The sequence below is a fragment of the Pseudarthrobacter lactosi genome (assembly GCF_055412785.1).
Window position 1 is genome coordinate 454,602 of record NZ_JBVAYS010000003.1, and the last position, 18,793, is coordinate 473,394.

General features: G+C 63.1%; 18 protein-coding genes. 6 read left to right on the forward strand and 12 right to left on the reverse strand.

Annotated elements, in window-relative coordinates; all coding sequences use genetic code 11:
* Nucleotide 1: 1 nt before the first annotated feature.
* From ACZY0Q_RS15615 to ACZY0Q_RS15635, 5 genes are all read right to left on the reverse strand, one after another.
* Nucleotides 2-790, reverse strand: a complete 789-nt coding sequence (locus tag ACZY0Q_RS15615) for a LamB/YcsF family protein (protein WP_463918204.1) — start codon at nucleotides 788-790, stop codon at nucleotides 2-4.
* A gap of 225 nt (nucleotides 791-1,015) precedes the next feature.
* A complete protein-coding gene (locus tag ACZY0Q_RS15620; protein WP_104060126.1) occupies nucleotides 1,016-1,831 on the reverse strand; it encodes an ABC transporter permease in 816 nt (271 codons plus the stop codon).
* 2 nt (nucleotides 1,832-1,833) lie between these two features.
* Nucleotides 1,834-2,754 carry an ABC transporter permease gene (locus ACZY0Q_RS15625; protein WP_463918206.1) on the reverse strand — a complete coding sequence of 307 codons (921 nt, stop codon included), beginning with the start codon at nucleotides 2,752-2,754 and terminating at the stop codon, nucleotides 1,834-1,836.
* Nucleotides 2,751-3,863, reverse strand: coding sequence for an ABC transporter ATP-binding protein (locus ACZY0Q_RS15630; RefSeq protein WP_463918208.1), 1,113 nt, complete (start codon nucleotides 3,861-3,863; stop codon nucleotides 2,751-2,753). The genes ACZY0Q_RS15625 and ACZY0Q_RS15630 overlap by 4 nt, the downstream gene beginning before the upstream one ends.
* A 49-nt stretch (nucleotides 3,864-3,912) precedes the next feature.
* Nucleotides 3,913-5,001 carry an ABC transporter substrate-binding protein gene (locus ACZY0Q_RS15635; protein WP_463918210.1) on the reverse strand — a complete coding sequence of 363 codons (1,089 nt, stop codon included), beginning with the start codon at nucleotides 4,999-5,001 and terminating at the stop codon, nucleotides 3,913-3,915.
* A 315-nt stretch (nucleotides 5,002-5,316) separates the two neighbouring features.
* Between ACZY0Q_RS15635 and nac the strand changes: the two genes are divergently transcribed.
* The 3 genes from nac (at nucleotide 5,317) to ACZY0Q_RS15650 (ending at nucleotide 7,831) form a co-directional block, all read left to right on the forward strand.
* On the forward strand, nucleotides 5,317-6,234 hold the full coding sequence (gene nac / locus ACZY0Q_RS15640) for a nitrogen assimilation transcriptional regulator NAC (RefSeq protein ID WP_463918211.1): 918 nt from the start codon (nucleotides 5,317-5,319) through the stop codon (nucleotides 6,232-6,234).
* A gap of 144 nt (nucleotides 6,235-6,378) precedes the next feature.
* Nucleotides 6,379-6,645, forward strand: coding sequence for a hypothetical protein (locus tag ACZY0Q_RS15645; RefSeq protein ID WP_463918213.1), 267 nt, complete (start codon nucleotides 6,379-6,381; stop codon nucleotides 6,643-6,645).
* Between the two features lie 190 nt (nucleotides 6,646-6,835).
* Complete coding sequence (locus tag ACZY0Q_RS15650) at nucleotides 6,836-7,831, forward strand: patatin-like phospholipase family protein (RefSeq protein WP_463918215.1); 996 nt, start codon at nucleotides 6,836-6,838, stop codon at nucleotides 7,829-7,831.
* An 85-nt stretch (nucleotides 7,832-7,916) separates the two neighbouring features.
* Here the strand turns inward: ACZY0Q_RS15650 and ACZY0Q_RS15655 are convergent, their stop codons facing one another.
* Entirely contained in the window at nucleotides 7,917-8,597 is a 681-nt protein-coding gene (locus ACZY0Q_RS15655) for a 4-carboxy-4-hydroxy-2-oxoadipate aldolase/oxaloacetate decarboxylase (RefSeq protein ID WP_463918217.1), read from the reverse strand.
* Between the two features lie 26 nt (nucleotides 8,598-8,623).
* A complete protein-coding gene (locus ACZY0Q_RS15660) occupies nucleotides 8,624-9,832 on the reverse strand; it encodes an aspartate transaminase (RefSeq protein ID WP_463918218.1) in 1,209 nt (402 codons plus the stop codon).
* A gap of 215 nt (nucleotides 9,833-10,047) precedes the next feature.
* Here ACZY0Q_RS15660 and ACZY0Q_RS15665 point away from each other — a divergent pair, with 215 nt between their 5' ends.
* Complete coding sequence (locus tag ACZY0Q_RS15665; protein ID WP_463918220.1) at nucleotides 10,048-10,632, forward strand: hypothetical protein; 585 nt, start codon at nucleotides 10,048-10,050, stop codon at nucleotides 10,630-10,632.
* On the opposite strand, the gene ACZY0Q_RS15670 is transcribed toward ACZY0Q_RS15665, so the two are convergent.
* Both ACZY0Q_RS15670 and ACZY0Q_RS15675 read right to left on the reverse strand, forming a co-directional pair.
* Nucleotides 10,629-11,858 carry a beta-ketoacyl-[acyl-carrier-protein] synthase family protein gene (locus tag ACZY0Q_RS15670; protein WP_463918221.1) on the reverse strand — a complete coding sequence of 410 codons (1,230 nt, stop codon included), beginning with the start codon at nucleotides 11,856-11,858 and terminating at the stop codon, nucleotides 10,629-10,631. The two genes, ACZY0Q_RS15665 and ACZY0Q_RS15670, sit on opposite strands and share 4 nt — an antisense overlap.
* 6 nt (nucleotides 11,859-11,864) lie before the next feature.
* Nucleotides 11,865-13,478, reverse strand: a complete 1,614-nt coding sequence (locus ACZY0Q_RS15675; protein WP_282329774.1) for a peptide chain release factor 3 — start codon at nucleotides 13,476-13,478, stop codon at nucleotides 11,865-11,867.
* 199 nt (nucleotides 13,479-13,677) lie between these two features.
* Here ACZY0Q_RS15675 and arr point away from each other — a divergent pair, with 199 nt between their 5' ends.
* A complete protein-coding gene (gene arr / locus ACZY0Q_RS15680; protein WP_463918223.1) occupies nucleotides 13,678-14,088 on the forward strand; it encodes an NAD(+)--rifampin ADP-ribosyltransferase in 411 nt (136 codons plus the stop codon).
* A 46-nt stretch (nucleotides 14,089-14,134) separates the two neighbouring features.
* Here arr and ACZY0Q_RS15685 read toward each other — a convergent pair whose 3' ends face one another.
* Nucleotides 14,135-15,187, reverse strand: a complete 1,053-nt coding sequence (locus ACZY0Q_RS15685; RefSeq protein ID WP_463918225.1) for an SDR family oxidoreductase — start codon at nucleotides 15,185-15,187, stop codon at nucleotides 14,135-14,137.
* A gap of 96 nt (nucleotides 15,188-15,283) precedes the next feature.
* Here ACZY0Q_RS15685 and ACZY0Q_RS15690 point away from each other — a divergent pair, with 96 nt between their 5' ends.
* Entirely contained in the window at nucleotides 15,284-15,598 is a 315-nt protein-coding gene (locus tag ACZY0Q_RS15690; RefSeq protein WP_463918227.1) for an ArsR/SmtB family transcription factor, read from the forward strand.
* Between the two features lie 13 nt (nucleotides 15,599-15,611).
* Here ACZY0Q_RS15690 and ACZY0Q_RS15695 read toward each other — a convergent pair whose 3' ends face one another.
* Both ACZY0Q_RS15695 and ACZY0Q_RS15700 read right to left on the reverse strand, forming a co-directional pair.
* On the reverse strand, nucleotides 15,612-15,845 hold the full coding sequence (locus tag ACZY0Q_RS15695; protein WP_463918228.1) for a hypothetical protein: 234 nt from the start codon (nucleotides 15,843-15,845) through the stop codon (nucleotides 15,612-15,614).
* Between the two features lie 633 nt (nucleotides 15,846-16,478).
* Nucleotides 16,479-18,605: a hypothetical protein gene (locus ACZY0Q_RS15700; RefSeq protein ID WP_463918230.1), complete on the reverse strand. Its 2,127-nt coding sequence runs from the start codon at nucleotides 18,603-18,605 to the stop codon at nucleotides 16,479-16,481.
* Nucleotides 18,606-18,793 lie beyond the last annotated feature (188 nt).

The following is an 18,793-nucleotide window of genomic DNA, read 5'->3' on the forward strand; positions in this document are numbered from 1 at the left end:
CTCAGGCGGCTTCCGCTTTGGCCGCGAGCACCTGGGGCAGCGGGGCGATGCTAACGCCGGCAGCGGTGAGCTCCTTACGGATGCGGCGGGCCAGGTCCACGGCGCCCGGGTTGTCCCCGTGCAGCAGGACGGTGTCTGCGACGACGGGGAGCTTCACGCCCGACGCCGACTCGATGATTCCTTCGCACACCATGCGGATGGTGCGGTCGACGATGGTTGCCGGGTCATGAATGACGGCGCCAGGCTGGCTGCGCGGCACGAGAGTTCCGTCGTCCTCGTAGGCCCGGTCAGCGATGCCCACGATGGCCACGGGCAAACCGCGGCCGGCGGCGGCCTGCGCAAGTTCGCCGTCCTGGGCTAGGACGATCAGGTCCGGGCGGAAGCGGCTGGCGGCATCGGCGACGGCGAGGGCGTAGTCCTGGCGGGTGGCGACGAGGTTGCCCAGCCGGCCGTGCGGGGCGATGTGGGAGACGCTGGTGCCGTGGTAGGCGGCGAAGGCCGACAGGGCTCCGAGCTGGTAAAGGACGTCGGTGCGGACTTCATCGGCGGTCAGATCCATGGCGCGCCGTCCGAAGCCCCTCAGATCCGGGAAGCTGGGGTGCGCACCGATGCTGACACCGCGGCGGACGCATTCGGCAACCGTGCGGTCCATGATGTCCGGATCACCGGCGTGGAATCCGCAGGCGATATTCGCGCTGGAGACGATTTCCAGAAGTGCGCTGTCGTCACCCAGGGAGTAGGCACCGAAGCCTTCACCGAGATCTGCCACAAGATCAACTGTGCGATCCATAGTGTGTGCCTTCCTTCGTTGTGTTTCTGAGCTGTTGTGCCCCGGGTGGGGCTGAAAATCTTGGGGGGAAGCGGGTGATGCGTGGTGAGTCACCGCCAGCGCTCATGGCTGGAAACCGCAGTTCCGGCCCTACCCAAAAGTCTGGCACCGTGCGCTGCCCCACACAAAGACGTAATCCATGTCACGGGATAGGCCAGGGTTATGACCCGGGCCTACCCCGGGCGCCTAACGCAGGGCTTTGCGCAGGCCCATAACTCGCTCAACGACTACGACGACGGCGAGGGAGATCAGGATGAGGATCACGGACAGTGCCGCCACGGCGGCGTCGGCAGAGTTCTCCACGTACCGCAGGACCTGCACGGGCAGCGTCGGCAGCCCTGATTCGGCAACAAACAGAGAGATGACTGCTTCGTCGAAGGAGACGATGAACGCTATGACACCGCCGGCGATGACCCCGGGCTGGATGATCGGAAGGGTGATTCGCCGGAAGACGGTCCAGGACCCGGCTCCGAGGATCCTCGCGGCCGCCTCGCAGGACGTGTCGGTGGTGGCCAGGCTCATCAGCGTTGTCCTGATCACGAACGGGATGGTGATGGCCACGTGGCCGATGATGATGCCGGTGTAGGTGTTGTTCAGGTTCAGCGGACCAAACAGCAGGACCATGCCCAGCGCCAGGACGATGCTGGGGATCAGCAGCGGCGAGAGGAAGAATGACTGCACCGCCGCCTTGGCCTTGAACTCAAACCTGTCCAGCGCCAGCGCCACCGGAACTCCGAGCGCCAAAACGATGGCCGTGACGATCACCGCGACTATGAGGCTGACCCGCATGCCGTTCATGAAGGTGCTTTCCTCCGGCAGCATCTCGTACCACTTGAATGTCAGGCCCTCCGGCGGGAAGGACAGGTACTGGTTGGAGGCGAACGAGACGACAAAGACGATCAGCAGCGGCGCGAGGAGGAACAGGTAGAGCAGGAATACCAGGATCCCGAACGCAGGCTTGGCCGGGTTGAACCGCGGTTTGAAAAGGCGGGCCTCAGACATGGCTAGCCTCCGATCTTTTTGGTGAGGCGCTGGTAAACGGCAATGATCAGGCCGAACAGCACTAGCAGGATGACGGAGAGTGCTGCCGCGAACGGCCAGTTGAGCAGTCCGGTGGTCTGATCGTAGATTTCCGTGGCGAGCACCTGGACGCTGCCGCCGCCGAGGAGGCGCGGGGTGATGAACGTACTGATCGACAATACAAAGACCAGCAGGAACGCCGTGAGGATGCCGGGCAGGCTCAACGGAAGAGTCACCCGGGTGAAAATCTGCAGCTTGCTGGCGCCCAACGATCCGGCGGCTTCTTCCAGCTGGGGGCTGAGGCGCCCGAAGCCCGAGATCATGGCGAGGATGGCGTAGGGCATAAAGATCTCAACAAGCCCGATGGTTACGCCGGTCATGTTGTTGGTCAGCTTGAGCGGAGTATCGATCAGGCCCATTCCTTCCAGCGTGGAGTTGACCAGGCCGTTGGTGCCCAGGATGACCATCCACCCGTAGGTCCGCACAACGGCCGAGGTCAGCAGGGGTGCGATGGCGACGGCGATGAGAAGCCCGCGGTATTTGCTGGTGCTCCGGGCGAGGAACAGGGCCACCGGGTAGGACACCAGGACACAGAGCAGTCCCACGGTGACGCCCATCTGGAAGGTGTCCAGGGTGACCCGCCAGTAGTAGGGGTCGGTCAGCGGCTGGATATAGGTGTCCAGCGTGAAGGTTTCCTCGATGATGCCGTCCGGCGCACCCCTGTTGAAGGACATCCGGACCATGTAGGCCAGCGGGAAAACGAAGCTCACCACGAGTCCGAGAACGCCCGGTATCAGGAGGGCCAGGTAGGTCCGCCGGTTCCGGCGTCCGGTGGACTTCTCCAGCTCGCCTTCAGCTGCGCCGGCCCGGCGGGCGGCGGGGGCCTCGGTCTGGGTGACGGTCACGCTGCCGGCTCTTTCACTGGGGTGGGCAGCAGGTATGCATCCTGCTCGTCCCACGAAAGATAGGCTGCGTCGCCGGTACGGGGCAGGTCGCCGCTGGACGTGGGCATCTGGGCCTGCAGGACGCGGTCGCCGGCCCTAACCGCTACGGAGAGGGCATCGCCGGTGTAGTTGACCCGTTCAATGACGCCTGCAATGGTCCCGGTCCCGGCCGGCTGCAGGGACACCCTGAGCCGGTGCGGGCGGATGACCAGTTCATGCGTGGATCCGGTCAGGCCGGGCGCTCCCACCGCACCGAACTGGCCGAGGCCGTCGATGGCGACGCGGTAATGGGTTTCGCCCTTGGCGGCGGAACCCGTCTCGGACAGGACCCGGGCGTTGAGGAAGTTCGCCTGGCCGATGAAGTTCGCCACGAACCGCGTCCGCGGCCGTTCGTAGACTTCGGTGGGCGAACCAAACTGTTCGATCAGGCCGCCGTTCATAACGGCGATGCGGTCGGCCATGTCCAGGGCCTCGTCCTGGTCGTGGGTCACGAACAGGGTGGTGGCCCGGGTCCGCTGCTGGATGGAGCGGATCTCGGTCCGCATTGTCTCGCGGAGTTTGGCGTCAAGGTTGGACAGGGGCTCGTCGAGGAGCAGGAGCGTGGGCTCCACCACGAGGGCGCGTGCCAGGGCGATGCGCTGCTGCTGCCCGCCGGATAGCTCCTTGACCTGCCGTTTGGACAGGTGGCCGAGCTGGACCATTTCCAGCGCTCCGGCGACCCGGCGTTTCTGGTCGGATTTTGAGGTCTGGCGCATCTGGAGCCCGAAGGCCACGTTCTGTTCCACGTTCATGTGCGGGAAGAGGGCGTAGGACTGGAAAACCATGCCCATGCCGCGCTTGTTCACCGGGGTGTGGGTGATTTCCTTGCCATCCACCACGATGGAGCCGGCGGTGGGGTCCATCAGGCCGGCCACCATCCGCAAGGTGGTGGTTTTGCCGCAGCCTGACGGGCCGAGGAGTGCCACCAGGTGTCCCTCCTCCACCTCCATGTTCAGGCGGTCGACGGCCGGGTCAAGACCGGCAGCGTATCTCTTGGTCAGATCCACGATCGACAGTTTTGATTCAGTCACGATTTCAGTTCTCCTGAAGCAGGTGGGGGGAGGGGCGCCGTGGGGACGGCTATTTGGTGATGATCTGGCGCTTCCAGGTGTCAGTCCACTTGTCCCGGGCGGAGGACAGGAACTCAACATCGAGGGGGACGATGTTCAGGGAGCCGTCAGTGGGAACCACGCGGTCCTTGACGTCCGCCGGAAGTTCGGCGTTGGTCACGGACGGGGCGTAGAAGAGAGCCTTGGCGAAGGCGGTCTGCGCTTCGGCGGAGAGCGCGTAGTCAACGAACGTCTGGGCGGCAGCCTTGTTGGGCGCATCCTTGACGACGTTGACGGTGTTGATCTGGTAGACGGTGCCCTCCTTAGGGAAGGTCACACCCATCTTCTTGTTGCTCTGGTCGCTGTAGAACTGGCCGCGGGCGTTCTGTCCCAGCCCCAGTACCGTCTGGCCGGTGATCACGTTCTGGTATTCGTCGGGGTTGGGGGCGAACGTCTGGACGCCCGGCGCCATCTCCTTAAGGCGGGCAACCGCCTTGTCGATGCTCTGGGTGTAGTCCTCGCCCTCCATCTTGGAGGTGATCGCGGTCAGCGACAGACCCAGGAGCGAGGGAGGAGCGTTGACGTTGATCTTGCCGGCGTAGGCCGGATCCCAGAGCACATCCCAGCTCTCAGGCGCCTTGGGGAACGTCGCGGTGTCGTAGAGCAGACCAACCGCGTCGAGCATAACTACCGGGCCGAATCCGTCCTTGTTCTTGAACTTTTCAGGTACGTTCGCCAGGTTGGGAACCGCAGCGGCATCGATCTTGTCGAAGAGCCCCTGGGTGTTGCCCGTGGTGGATACGGAGTTGTCCATGATGGCCACGTCAGTGGCCGGATTGTTCTTCTGGCCCTGGAGTGCGCTCAGCATTTCGGCGGAGGATCGCTTGGAGGAGTAGTTGATCTTGATGTCCGGGTACTTGGCCTTGAACGGTTCGATCACGGCTGCCGTGTACTGGTCCTGCCAGACACCGGAGTAGGCAATCAGGTTCAGCTCGGCCGACGTGGCGCTGGAGTTTCCGCCGCCGCTGGACCCTGCGCTGCCCCCGCAGCCGGTCAGCACCAGGGCTGCGGCAGTCGCGGCAGCAGCTAATGCGATTTTGCCTTTGGTGATAACTCTCATTTTTGTCTCTTCCTTAGTGAGGAGGAATCCGTCGGATTCTTGAGGATGCTTCTAAAAGGTAAGGAGCGTATATTTCGGGGACGTAAAAGAAAGCAGCGCTTTCTGTAAACGGAGTGATTATGCAAAAGCCATATGGGGGCATCATCGCCGCTTATGGATGGAGGGGTATAATCTGTTTGTCACAGAAATTGTGTTCTGAAGATCAACCTAGTGTCCGAGATGTGGATCACACAAAGACCTATTGCGTATCCCTCCATAGAATCCGGATATGACCCGTCGGGGCTTCAGGGCGACGCAGACGAAAGAAAAGCCGGCATGGACACTCGAAAACTCGCCTACTTCGTGAAGATCGTTGACTCAGGGAGCATCACGAAGGCCGCCGCAGCCCTGCACGTGGCCCAGCCGGCCCTGAGCCAGCAGGTCTCCGCGCTCGAAACCGAACTGAAGCAGCGGCTGCTGATCCGCAGCAAGCAGGGCGTTCAGCCCACAGCGGCCGGCCACACGCTCTACCGGCACGCCCAGACCATCATTCGGCTGGTCGAACAGGCACGCCAGGATGTGGCAAGTTCGGGGGCGGCCCCTGCCGGGCGCGTGTCCATAGCGATCGCGCCGTACAGCATGGCTTCGAGCCTCACGCCGCGCATTATCGGCGAGGTGGCCCGCCGTTACCCTGACATCGTGCTCCACTTGACGGAGATCTACGGGGGTGTGCTCAGCGAGGCGATCAAGAACGGCAGGCTGGACATGGCCCTGATCTACGAGCCCGGGCCCATTCGCGGCGTGCAGTTCACCACCATGATCGTGGAGGATCTTCACCTGGTGGTGAACGGCAAGAACACGGCGGCAGCAAAGTCGGGCGAGATCACCCTCGAGGAGGCAGCGGAATTCGGCCTGTTCCTTCCCGAGCAGAACCACACCCTGCGGCAGATTGTCGAGACCGGCATGCGGGACAAAGGACTCAGCCTTCGTTTGGTGGGAGAGGTGGAATCCGTTCCTTCCCTGACCAGGCTCCTTCGGGCGGACATGGGCGCCACTATCTTGCCGAAGTCAGCAGCCGACGCACTTTTCCACGAGGAAGACTTCCGGGTCCTGCGGATTGTTGATCCCGGGCTGCAGTGCAAAATAGCCCTTTGCACGCCGGACCACGAACCGCTGTCAGAGGCGGCATCGGCCGTTCTGCTGGTGCTGAAGGAAATGCTCCAGGAAATGCTGAGCGCTAAATACGCAAGGTAGCTGGGGATCCACAGCTTTTCCTTATCAGGTCACGCATCATTGGTCTTAGTAAACGCGCTTCCACGAAACTAATCTTGAAATATGAAAGGCCGGATGAACCGGCAAATTATTTCTTCATTGGATTTATTTGATTGGGAGCACATCGTGAAAAAGATCAGCAGTGCGCACCGGGCACCTTCGAGCGGCAGCCGTTTGGCGGCGAGGACCGGAACCCACTGCCCCGCGAACGGATTCTGGCTTCCCGAAGGACAGCCGGGACAGGCCGTATTTGTCTTTGAAGGCAGCATCATGCCCAGAGGCGCGTCAGGGGCGACGCTCTGGCTCCTGGACGAAACCGCCACAGGCCCGGCCGCCTATCCCCTGCCCGGCCCACAATTCTCCGGTGCCAGGGCCCGCTCACTGGTTGGCTGAGCTCGACCTGATGCCGATTGCGCACCGCGTCACTGGTATGCAATCATTCCCGTTATCGAGATCCATCGGCAGGAGGTGAGACCCATGTACGCAGTATCCGCAATGGGCACTCCCCTGCAGTCCGCGAGCGCGCGGCTGAAGTAGTCGCAACCGGGAGTGCCCGTCAGGCAACACGCGAAAGGCGACTCCCATGAACACAAAACCTTCTCCAGCTCTGCACTGCACCTCGACCGCAGCCTCCGACCGGCCTAGGCGCGCCCAGGACCAGCCTCAGGTCTACGCCACAAAGCGGTCGCGCGCCGCTGGCGAGCGAGCGTTGGTCCTTGGCGGCGGCGGATCGACAGGCAACGCATGGCTGATTGGCGTCATCGCAGGCCTGTTCGATGCCGGGCTGGACGTGACCACAGCCGAACTGACCATCGGAACGTCAGCAGGCTCGACGGCCGCGGCCCAGATAGCTGGCGCCAGCCCCGCCGACCTGGTTTCCGCCATTCTTGCCGCTCCCCCACAGCAACGGACCGGTCCGGCCGGATCCGGCCCAGGACGCGTTTCGATCAGGCCGGTGATGGATCACTTGGAGAGAACGCGCAAGATCATCGCCGGCTCTGAGGATTCGGCTGACATGCGCCGCAGAATGGGCGCGGCGGCACTCGACATGGATGCAGGGTCAGACGGCTCATGGCAAACACAATGGCGCACCACCGTCGCCTCGCGGCTGCCCAGTCAGCACTGGCCGCAACGGACAGTGCTCATCACGGCGGTCGATGCCCGGACCGGCGACCCGGCAGTGTTCGACCGCCACAGCGGAGTCGAGTTGGCGGACGCGGTCGCCGCCAGCTGCGCCAGTGGCCGTCCCTACCGGATCGGGGATAACCAATACATCGACGGCGGCTACCGATCCAACGCCGAGAATGCCGATCTGGCAGCCGGGTACGGGCGGGTGCTTGTGCTTTCACCCTTCAGCGGCAGATCACTGGTGCCGTGGGAGTGGGGCACGCATCTCGCAACACAGGTGGATGAATTACGCGCCCGCGGCAGCAGAGTCGAAACGGTCTTCCCGGACAGCGACTCCGAGCACATGTTCGGCGCCAATGCGATGGATTTCTCGCTGCGTCCGTCCGCCGCCCGGGCCGGACACGACCAAGGCAGAGCCCTCGCCGGGCGGCTCACCGAATTCTGGCACTGACGCCGGTCGGTGCCGTATTGGCCGAGGGCCCGTCTGGACGTCCGCAGGGTGCGCCGCTGAGCCGAGGCGCACCCTGCGTGCAACGTCAGCTGGCGTCTTCGACGAGGAGGCCCTTCGCCTTGAGCACCTCGGTCAGGTTGCACAGTTCGATGGTGGTGCCGCCGGCCTTGTACAGGCCGATCAGTTCGCGCTCGGCGTCGTCCCGTTCCTGGGACAGGCGAATGACTTCCTCGATCTCGTCCTTACGCACCACAACCACACCGTCGGCGTCGCCGCGGAGGACGTCGCCGGGGTAAATGACCTCGTCTCCAAAAACCATGGGGTGGTTGATGGGGCCGATGGTTTCTTTGACCGTTCCCTTGATGCTGACGCTGCCGGAGAACACCGGCAGGCCCAGCTCGATCAGGTCCTGGGTGTCCCGGACCCCTGAATCCGTCACCATGGCCGCAAGGCCCTTGGCCTTCATGGCGTTGCCCAGAACGTCGCCGAAGGTCCCGGCCTCTTCGAATTCGCCGGCGGCCACCAGGACAACGTCGCCCGGCTCCGCATAGTGGATGGCAACCTGCAGCATCAGGTTGTCGCGGGGTGCGCAGCGGACCGTCGTGGCGGGTCCACAGAAGGACATGCTGCGGTCGATCGGCTTGATCTTGGAGCTGAGCGCACCCTTCCTGCCCTGGGCTTCGTGGATGGTGGCAGAGGAGAACTTGGACAGCCTGAGGACAGCGTCCGCCGTCGGCCTGTCAATGTTTGTCTTGACGTGGATCATGTTGTGTCCTTCGGTTTGGGGATTGATCATCTGAGGGCTTGGACGGCTTTGTCGATGGCGGCGACAGCCTCTTCGATGACGGCCAGGCTGGTTGCGTAAGAGATCCGGAAGTACGGCCCGAGGCCATAGGCGGAGCCGGGAATGGCAGCGACGGATGCCTGGTCGAGCAGGTAGAGCACAAAGTCCTGGTCATCGCCGATGACGCTGCCGTCCGGCGTCGTCAACCCAAGTACCCCGGCGCAGTTCACGTACGCGTAGAAGGCCCCCTCCGGCGTCGAGCATGACAGCCCCGAGATCGCGTTGAGGCCGGCGACGGCGGCGTCCCGGCGGCTGCGGTACACCTCACCGCTGGTGCGGATGAAGGACTGGTCGCCGGTGAGGGCGGCCGCAGCCGCAGCCTGGCTGACTGAGGACGGGCACGAGGAAATCTGCGACTGCAGCTTGTTGATGGCACCGATCAGTCCGGCCGGACCCGCGCCGTAGCCGAGCCTCCAGCCCGTCATCGCGTACGCCTTGGAGACGCCGTTGACTACCAGGACGCGGTCCTTCAGTTCGGGAGCCGCTTCCACCAGACCTGTCAGCTTGCCCGTACCAAAGTAGATCTGGTCGTAGATTTCGTCGGTCAGGACAAGGACTTGGGGGAAGCCGGCCAGGACGTCCGCGAGCGCGCGCAGCTCGGAGCGCGAGTAGACCGCACCGGTGGGGTTGGAGGGGGTGTTCAGGATCAGCCATTTGGTCCGGTCGGTGATGGCGGCGCGCAGGGCGTCGGGCGTGAGTTTGAACCCCGAGTCCTCGCCGCAGGGGACAATCACGGGCCGGCCGTCGTTGGCCAGGACCATGTCCGGGTAGGAGACCCAGTAGGGCGCCGGAATGATGACCTCGTCGCCGTCGTCCAGGGAAGCCATAAACGCGGTGAAGATAACCTGCTTGGCCCCGCCGCCGATGGTTATTTCGTTGGCCGAGTAGTGCAGGCCGGTGTTCAGCTCCAGGGTCTGCAGGATGGCCTTTTGCAGGGCCGGCGTCCCGGTCACGGAGGTGTACTTGGTTTCGCCGTCCGCTATTGCCTGCACGGCTGCGGCTTTGATGTGTTCCGGCGTATCGAAGTCCGGCTCCCCCACGGTGAGGTCAAGAATGCTGCGGCCCTCTGCTTTGAGCTCCCGGACGCGGGCGGCCGCGGCCACGCTTGGAGACGATTTGATGCGTGAAACACGCGATGCAGGCACGAATTCAGACATGTTCTCTTCCAATGGTTCATCAGTGAGGGGACTTGTGTCATTCGAGCCTATGGACTGCAGGCGGCTGTGGATAAGACGTATTCTGCGTGGACGGATAAGGAAGCCTTATGGCCCTGGCACCACACGATTCACTTATTGCCGCACGGGATTTAGGTATTTCCCGGGAGCCGCGGACACGCCTAGCGTTGTGCGTACTGTTCAAGGGAGAGGAACCGATGGCCCGCCACCAACCAGCAACGGCAGGGGACGGCGGGGCGCGCCGGCACCCGGTGAGCTCCTCAGCCCGGGGAGGCTACCGTTATCGAGGCGATCAACGCCGGCAAGCGGCGGATCAGCAACGGGCCGAGCTCAGCCGGCTGCTCACGGACAGGCAGGGCGCCATCCGCTACCGGTCGAGCCGGATCCGGTCTCTGACAGCAAGCCTCAACCAGCTGGTGGCGCAGGCCCTCCGGGACGGCACTCCGGTCGCGGACCTGGCCCGGATCACCCACCTGTCCGCCTTGGCCGTGCGGCGGACCGGGCGCGCCTACGACGACCTGCAGCCGACGGGACTGGCCGCGGCCGGTCACCTCAGGGCGATCTCCCATTTGCTGCGGGAACTGACCGCCCTGGAGGACTCAAAGGCAGCAGTTGAAGTGGAGCGCCTGCACCTGCTTGCCGAGGCCAGCAGGCAGCAGATTCTGGACGAATTTGAGCTGGCGTCGCTAACGGGACTGAGGCCTGAACAGATCAAGAAAATGACCCGCGGTGTAGCGGCGCAGCCTCGAAGGAACTTCGCGGATCACCGCGCCACCGGCTAACTGCCCGTGATCACCAGGGCAACGCTGTGTCCGCCGAAGCCAAAGGCGTTCACAAAACCGGCGGGCGCGGAACCGGGCGCCAGCTTATGGGCCTTCTCCGTCACGACGTTCAGGTTCACTTCGGGGTCCAGCGCCTCGACGTTTGCCGTTCCGGGGAGCTGCCCGGTCTGCAGGGCCTGAACCACCACAACGGCGGCGAGCGCACCCGCGCCACCCAGGAGGTGGCCGGTGTGGCCCTTGGTGGAGGTCACGGGCACGTCGGCACCGAAAATGGCGTTGATGGCCTGTGCTTCGAGCCGGTCCCCTACCGGGGTGGAGGTGGCGTGGGCGTGGACGAAGCCGATGTCCGAGGCCTGCATTCCGGCCGAGGCCAGGGCCTTCTGCATGACCCGCCGCTGCATGGCCGGGTCCGCGGCCACGATGTCGTTGGCGTCGGAGGTTACCGCCCCGCCGGCTACTGCGCCGAGGACGGCAGCGCCGCGCGCACGGGCGTGGGCCTCACTCTCAAGCACCACAATCCCGGCGCCTTCCGCGAGGACAAAGCCGTCGCGGCCGCCGTCGAACGGGCGCGAGGCTAGCTGGGGTTCGCCGTTGCGCGTGGAGAGTGCCCGGATCTGTGAGAACCCGGTGATCACCAGGTCGTTGACGGATGCGTCCACGCCGCCGGCAATCACGACGTCGGCCGCTCCGGAGCGGATCATTTCGGCGCCCTGGACAATCGCTTCCGCGCCGGACGCGCAGGCGCTGACCGGGGTCCGGGCTCCGCCGCGGGCGCCGAGGTCGATGGAGACCCAGGCCGCGGGGCCGTTGACCATCAGCCGGGTGAGGGTGTGCGGCGAGACCCGTCGCGGGCCGCCGCTGGCGAGCGCACGGTCCTGTTCGAGCGTGGAGCCGAGGCCGCCATACGCGGAGCCGATCACCACGGCGAACCGTTCGGGGTCGACGTCGGGCGCCCCTGCCTGCTGCCAGGCTTCCCGGGCAGCCACCAGCGCCAGTTGCCCGCACCGGTCCATCCGCTTCAGCTCGCGCGTGGTGAGGTGCTCCGAAAGGTCCGCGGTGACCTGCCCGGCCATGCGCACGGGCAGCTGCTCCGCCCACTCCTGATCCAGCGCGGCGATGCCGGACTGCCCCGCCAGCAGGCCGGTCCAGGTTTCCGCCACAGTGGAGCCGAGCGGGTTGATGGTGCCGATGCCGGTGATCAGCGCGCGGGGTTGGTCTGCATGCATTGGACGCTACTTTGCGGGGTTGTGGGTGCCGATGGGCACGAGGGTCAGATCGGGGTGGTTCTTCTCGATCCGGCGCAGGGCCCAGACGTCGTTGAACAAGGCGAGGTATTCGCCGTCGGACCTCAACAGCACCTCAGCGCCGGGCACGTTGGCCAGTGTTGGCATAGCCTCCGCCGTCGAAATCCTGGCAATGGAGTACGGCAGGCGTTCCAGCCGCATCGGCGCGCTGAAATCGTGCGCCATGCGGTCCTCCACCACTTCGAACTGCATGGGGCCGACGGCGGCGAGCACCGGCGCCTGGTCGCCGCGGACGTCGGAGCGGAGCACCTGGATGACGCCCTCGTGCTCGAGCTGCTCGATGCCGCGGCGGAACTGCTTGAACTTGCTGGGGTCCTTGGAGCGTGCCACCTGGAAGTGTTCGGGGGCGAACAGTGGGATGGCGGGGTATTCCACCGCGTCTTCGAGGAAGAGGCTGTCACCTACGCGCAGCGTGGAGGCGTTAACCAGGCCAACAACGTCGCCGGGGTAGGCCTCGTCGATGACCTCGCGTTCGCGGCCGAAGACCTGCTGGGCGTACTTGGTGGCGAACGACTTTCCGGTGCGGGTCTGGGTGACCACCATGCCGCGTTCAAAAACTCCGGAGCAGACGCGGATGAAGGCGACGTGGTCGCGGTGGGCCTTGTTCATGCCGGCCTGGACCTTGAAGACGAAGCCGGAGAAGGACGATTCGACCGGGCGCGGGCTGCCCTCAACGTCGGGGCGGGGGGCGGCGTGCGGCGCGAAGTCCACCAGCGCGTCCAGCAGTTCCTTCACGCCGAAGTTCAGGGCGGCGGAGCTGAACAGGATGGGGGTGGCGGTGCCTGCGTGGAAGGCTTCGACGTCGAATTCGAGGTTGGACTCGATGACCAGGCCGGCCTCGTCCACGGCGTCGGTCCAGTTGCTGCCCTGCGTCTCCGCGGCCTCTTCGGGCGTGAAGTACTCGGTCAGGGCGATGTTGGCCCCGGAATTGTTGCGCTGGAAGCGGGCGAAGCGGTCCTGCCGGAGGTCCCAGACGCCGCGGAAGTCACCGGAGATGCCCACAGCCCAGGTCAGCGGCATGGGCTGGAGGCCGGTGCGCTCGGTGAGCTCGTCCATCAGCGCCAGCGCGTCCAGGCCTGGCCGGTCCCACTTGTTGATCACGGTGATGATGGGCAGGTTCCGCGCCTTGCAGACCTCGAACAGCTTCATGGTCTGCGTTTCCAGGCCCTTGGCGGCGTCCACGAGCATCACTGCGCAGTCGACGGCGGCCAGGACGCGGTAGGTGTCCTCGGAGAAGTCCGCGTGGCCGGGGGTATCCAGCAGGTTGATGACGGTGTCCCGGTAGGAGAACTGAAGCGCCGCGGAGCTGATGGAGATGCCGCGGTCCTTCTCCATCTGCATCCAGTCCGAGACTGTTTCCTTGCGGTTGGCCTTGCCGCTGGAGGCGCCGGCGGTGCCGATCACCTTCGCGTGCAGCGCCAGGGCCTCGGTGAGCGTGGACTTGCCGGCGTCAGGGTGCGAGATTACAGCAAAGGTCCGACGCCGGGCCGCCTGTTTGTGAATCTCGTTGACCCGGGCGGGGCTAAGGACATCTTGGGACACGGTGCTACTTTCGCTGCGGTGGGGTTACCCCAAGGCGCTCGGCAGGCCTCAAGGGGAAGCATGGCTCTGTGACAGCCAAGTTCCAAGTTTATCGCAGCGGCGGACTTTAGGCTGGGGCCATGAATAACACCAGGAGAGCAACGCTCATTTGGTTCTCTCCCTCCGGGCAGCCAGCGGTTCAGACGCTTAGGCTGTAGGGGTGAGCAAACCGCTGGACGAGGGTCCGTTCTTTCACGGCACAAAAGCCAACCTCCGGGACGGTGATCTACTCAGGGCGGGCTTCAGGTCGAACTACCGTCCCGAAGTCGTGATGAATCACATCTATTTCACCGGTCTTCCGAACGGTGCGGGACTGGCTGCGGAACTCGCTCCGGGTGACGGCGCCCCGCGCGTCTACGAGGTCGAGCCCACCGGGGCATTCGAGGACGACCCGAACGTGACCGACAAGAAATTCCCCGGCAACCCCACCCGGTCATATCGCAGCAGTGCCCCGCTCCTGGTCATCGGCGAAGTCACCGATTGGACACGACTGGCGCCCGAGGCGCTACAGGAATGGAAGGAGCGACTCGCAGCACTCCTGGCGGACGAGCGAGGCGAAATCATCAACTGACGAGGATCAACGCTCCTGCAAGGGCATGGAACGTGGGCGGACCGGCTTAGGGAATCAGCCGCTGATCTCGGAGATTCTGGAAGATTCTCAGAAACATCTCTTCGCTTTCAACATATGCGTGGAAGCCGGCACGTCTCGATTTTGAAGTGTCGGCGATAACGTCGTAGTCCCACGCGAAGACGAAATCGCCAAACTGCCAGGAAGACACCTCAGAGTAGGCGGTCTTCGCCAGAGCGTGCTTCGCAACCATGGCCTCCCAGAGCTCAGATTTGTCTGCCATCACATCGCTCAGGCTCATCGGTAAAGGAGGCGCTACGTCGAGGTCGAAGAACGCTGCAATTTTTGGCCACATCGAGGACCAGCGGAACATGTCACCGTTCGTGATGTTGAAGGCCTGGTTCTGACCTTCGGGGTTCGTTGCCGCCCAGACGGTCGCTTCCGCCAGCAGCCCTGAGTCGGTCATCTCGATCAGGCTTGTGTACGCCCCGGCTTTGCCCGGGAACCGGAAAGGGATGCCGAGCTCTTTGCTGATGGAGGCGTACACCGCAATCACCATGGCGAGATTCATAGGGTTGCCGAGCCCAATGCCGGCCACAACCGAGGGGCGCAGTGCGGACCACGACCAGGCGGCGTCGACTTGGCGTCGCTCAAGGAACTGTTGCTGGTCCACGTTGAACTCCGGTGGCATGTGCGGTGGATCGTCTTCACGGGCCGGCGTCGCGAAAGCCCCTAGATGAGCACCGTAGACCTTGTACCCCTGCATCAAACTGATGTGCTCCAGGTCCGGGGCCACAGGTTCGATCGCGTCGACGACATTCGCGAGCATCGCCACGTTCGGCGGCACTAGTTCCGCCCAGCTGGCGCGATCCTGATAGGCGGCATAGAAGATATGGGTGACTTCAGTCAGGCTGGCGAGCTTCGCGGCGGTGTCGTCCCTGTCCAGAAGATCAACCGAGATATGCCGAACCGATCCCTTACTAGCCCCTCCCCGCCGAGAAAGCCCTATGATCCTCCAGCCTCCCGCGCGGTCCAGGTGCTCGATCAGGTTTCCGCCGATCACACCGCGTGCTCCGACGACCAATGCAGTTTTCGATGCCACAATTCCCCATTCATCGTAAAATCAAGATTTATCGATCCAAGTTGTATCACAATATCGTGGCATCACGATATTACGATTTAGCGCTACAGTGGACCCATGGGAGAACTCAGCGACGATCAACTGGTGGGCGCGTTCAAAGCGCTCGGTCACCCAACCCGCTTGGCAATTCTGGGCTGGCTCAAGGACGGCAACTCATTTCCGCCGCAGGACCGGCCAGCAGACGAGGTAGGAGTGTGTCTGAAACACATTCAGGCGCGCGCAAACGTGTCACAGTCAACCGCTTCACAGTTCATGGCAACGTTGCAGCGAGCGGATCTTGTGATCTGTACTCGCATCGGCCAGTTCTCGCACTACCGACGTAACGAGCAGACCATCGCCAAGCTCGGCACTGCCATCGGCTCCGAGATCTAGCTGCAGAAAAATGTCAGCCGGTGGTCGGCTCCTCATCGTTGGCGACAGCCTCGATCCAATCTACGGCCTCGTCGGAAAGCTGGGGGCCGTCTTCTGATTCGCCAGCCCACCACGCAGAATCGGTCTCGCCGCCCGTAACCGCCAAGATATCGGCGATGACATGCTGCGGCAGCGGCTCGCCATTGTGCTCAATAAGCCAGCCGCGTGTTTCCACATCGACCAGAGGCCACCATTCGAAAATGTTCATCAACGCAGTGTTGCACCCCGGAAGTCGTGTGTACACAGTCCGCCGTCCGAGGGGCTCCGGCAAAGACACCGGCTAACGAGCACAAAGCCCCAGGCATGTCCCGCAGGGGGTCCCTAACCGGACACTTGCCGGCAGCAGCGCCTGTCAGCCGGCTCCTGAAACGGTCAAGAGGGCGGGGAGCAAATCAGGAATCTAGCACTCGTGCTCGAAGCAACAATCCACGGTTCCCGTGGAAGCCCTCCACATCACGCTGAAAAACGGGCTCAACTACGGCATCAAGAAGTCACGGCGTTCACCGCAGCAGGCGTCAACATCATGCAGCCGTCCCCGCCGCCAAGCTACAGCCGGTAAGCCGGCCGCCCCCTATTTTCGACGCCCACGGCGCGGCAGCGCTCCTGGACCGCTGAAAATGACAACTCGGCCGGCTCGGCTTGCCCTGGGTCGATGTCTTGGAAAGCAGTTGTTTTCCAAGGCATTCAAAATGGTCGGGCTCGCTCGGAATCCAGATTGCATTTCACTTCACTGTTCAGGTCTTGCGTACATGGCCCTCGTCGGCGCCGAACCAGGCAAACGTCAAGATGTCGTCACTTGGCGGTCCCCGACAAGTCAGCAGAAGTCTGTCGCCGGCGCCGCTTACAGGTTACTGAACACCGAAACAGTGTTACTGACTGCGTTAGCTACATAGAGTGTTCTTGATACCGGGTCCAGGGCTAAGCCAGTAGGTACACTGCCTGTCGGAAGAGTCGCCATCACCGTGCCCCCGGTGATTACCGAAACCATGTCTGAATAGAGGTGTGTGACGTAGATGGTTTGAGTCGATGGATCAATTGCAATTCCGGATGGCTGCCGAATGCCGTAGGGCCTCGCCTCAGTTACCGCGGCACCGTCAATGGTGAGCAGCGTTCCCGTCGACGAGTTGATGACGTAGACGGTATGAGTACCGGGGTCCACTGCCACCCAAACCAGTCCGATCCCCAAGGTCATCGTCCGTGTTACAGCGTTCCCGTCGATAACTGAAAGTGTGCCGTCCACGTTGCTAGTGACGTAAACCGTATGGGACACAGGATCCACTGCGACGCCTAGAGGTTGTCGACCGACGTCGATGGTGGCAGTAACCAGTGAGCCGTCGATCACAGAAAGCGTGTCTGACTGAGAGTTCGTCACGTAGACAGTGTGTGTTTCCGGGTCAAGGGCAACAGCAGTCGGGAAAATGCCGACAGCTATTGTGTCCGTCACCGTGGTCCCGTTGATTACTGTTACCGAGTTGCCCCAATAATTCGCCACATAGACGTTGTGCGTTGCTGGATCCACAGCCAGCCCGGAAGGCTGGCGGCCAACATTTACCCTGGACGTTACGACACCTTGATTGATCACCGAGACCGTATCGTCCTCTTTATTCGCGACATACACCGTGTGGGTTGTGGTGTCTACGGCAATATTTTGCGGTTGACTGCCAACCGGAATGGTTGCGGTCAGGGAAGGACCCGCAGGCTCAGTCGCGACAAAATAGCCCGCCACGTCAGCAATAAGCTGGGCACTTGCTCCGGAGCGATTGAACAGTGTGACGGTTCCGTCCGCACCAACCGGGACCGTGACGAGGTTTGCCACGGTTTGTCCTGCCGAGTAGTTCAGATTCGACGCGGCAGGGCGGGCTGCCCCACCCGCAAAGGCACTGACGTATCCGAAGGATTTCGGTTCAGTCGCCGTCAGGTTGAAGACCACCGCAGCTACGTTGGACGGTAGGCCATTAGCCCCGGCCACGCGGAAGGACACAGCGGAGTCCGACCCCACGACCTCGCTCAGTCGGGTATCCAGGAACCGCGACGGTGTCACTGGTACGAACGTCCCAACCGAGGTTGGCACGCCTGCGGCGTAGTATCCGGCAACGTCTGCGATCAGTTGCGCCTTGCCGGAGGAGCGGTTGAAGAGTGTGACCTTTCCGTCTCCTCCGATGGGAACGGAGACGAGGTTTGGCACTGTTTGCCCTTTCGAGTAGTTCAGACTTGAAGCGGTTGGCCGGCCTTCGCCGGATGGGTAAGCCGCGACGAAGCCGAATGAATCAGTCTCGGTAACGGTGAGGTTGAAAACCACGCCCGCAGCGTTCGGGGGAACACCATTTGTCCCGGTCACTTTGAAGGAAACTTCTGAGTCCCCGCCGACCGGCGCGGTGTTCCGAGTGTCGAGCACTCGTGCGGGCGTGAGCGAACCGAAAGCACCGGGCACAGCCGGTGCGCCGGGGAGGTAATAGCCCTCGATATCGGCGATGAGCTGGACGGTGCCGCCGGAGCGATTGAATAGGGTAACTTTGCCGTTGTCACCCACCGCTACAGTAACCAGGTTCGCAACCGTCTGACCTGTCGAGTAATTCAAGTTCGACGCTGTTGGGCGGTCTGTGCCGCTGGGATACGCCGACACGAAACCGAACGATGCTGATTCGGTGACTGTTAGGTTGAAGACTACGGCGCCGGCGCTGACCGGAAGACCTGCCGCGTCAACCACGTTTAATTCGACAGCTGAGTCGGCCCCGACCGGTGCGCTGGTCCTCGTGTCCAAGGCTCTGGTCGGGGTCATCGACTGATATGCGCCCGGTTGAGTTGGAACCCCCAGACTGGCGGGCGTCGTCAGTGGTGCTGCCGGAACGTGTCCGTAGCTGGCTACGCTCGCCTGAGCGAAGCCATTCCCTGCGAACAGGAAGCCCATCAAACTCAATAGCAGTGTCGCAACCCTTGCTGACCGCCGCTTAGAATAACCGTCTTTCATTGTTCCCCCACAAGAATTAGGCAGCCTGGCGCGAAGCGCCGCTGAAGGGACTGTACCAGCGCGGACCGCGCATAAGCCGCCCCTGTCGGCTGTATCCATACCAAATTTCCGTGATGATGCGCGACCGCCATCGACCTGCGCTTGGTCAAGAGCAACGGCAAGGCCTCCTGATTGCCTCCGGCGTTTCT

Excerpts from the sequence above, each read along its gene's own strand:
- ACZY0Q_RS15655 (WP_463918217.1), bottom strand. The coding sequence starts at position 8,597 with ATGATCCACGTCAAGACAAACATTGACAGGCCGACGGCGGACGCTGTC.
- ACZY0Q_RS15660 (WP_463918218.1), bottom strand. The coding sequence starts at position 9,832 with ATGTCTGAATTCGTGCCTGCATCGCGTGTTTCACGCATCAAATCGTCT.
- ACZY0Q_RS15695 (WP_463918228.1), bottom strand. The coding sequence starts at position 15,845 with ATGAACATTTTCGAATGGTGGCCTCTGGTCGATGTGGAAACACGCGGC.
- ACZY0Q_RS15620 (WP_104060126.1), bottom strand. The coding sequence starts at position 1,831 with ATGTCTGAGGCCCGCCTTTTCAAACCGCGGTTCAACCCGGCCAAGCCT.
- ACZY0Q_RS15635 (WP_463918210.1), bottom strand. The coding sequence starts at position 5,001 with ATGAGAGTTATCACCAAAGGCAAAATCGCATTAGCTGCTGCCGCGACT.
- ACZY0Q_RS15690 (WP_463918227.1), top strand. The coding sequence starts at position 15,284 with ATGGGAGAACTCAGCGACGATCAACTGGTGGGCGCGTTCAAAGCGCTC.
- ACZY0Q_RS15650 (WP_463918215.1), top strand. The coding sequence starts at position 6,836 with ATGAACACAAAACCTTCTCCAGCTCTGCACTGCACCTCGACCGCAGCC.
- ACZY0Q_RS15665 (WP_463918220.1), top strand. The coding sequence starts at position 10,048 with ATGGCCCGCCACCAACCAGCAACGGCAGGGGACGGCGGGGCGCGCCGG.
- ACZY0Q_RS15670 (WP_463918221.1), bottom strand. The coding sequence starts at position 11,858 with ATGCATGCAGACCAACCCCGCGCGCTGATCACCGGCATCGGCACCATC.
- ACZY0Q_RS15615 (WP_463918204.1), bottom strand. The coding sequence starts at position 790 with ATGGATCGCACAGTTGATCTTGTGGCAGATCTCGGTGAAGGCTTCGGT.
- nac (WP_463918211.1), top strand. The coding sequence starts at position 5,317 with ATGGACACTCGAAAACTCGCCTACTTCGTGAAGATCGTTGACTCAGGG.
- ACZY0Q_RS15700 (WP_463918230.1), bottom strand. The coding sequence starts at position 18,605 with ATGAAAGACGGTTATTCTAAGCGGCGGTCAGCAAGGGTTGCGACACTG.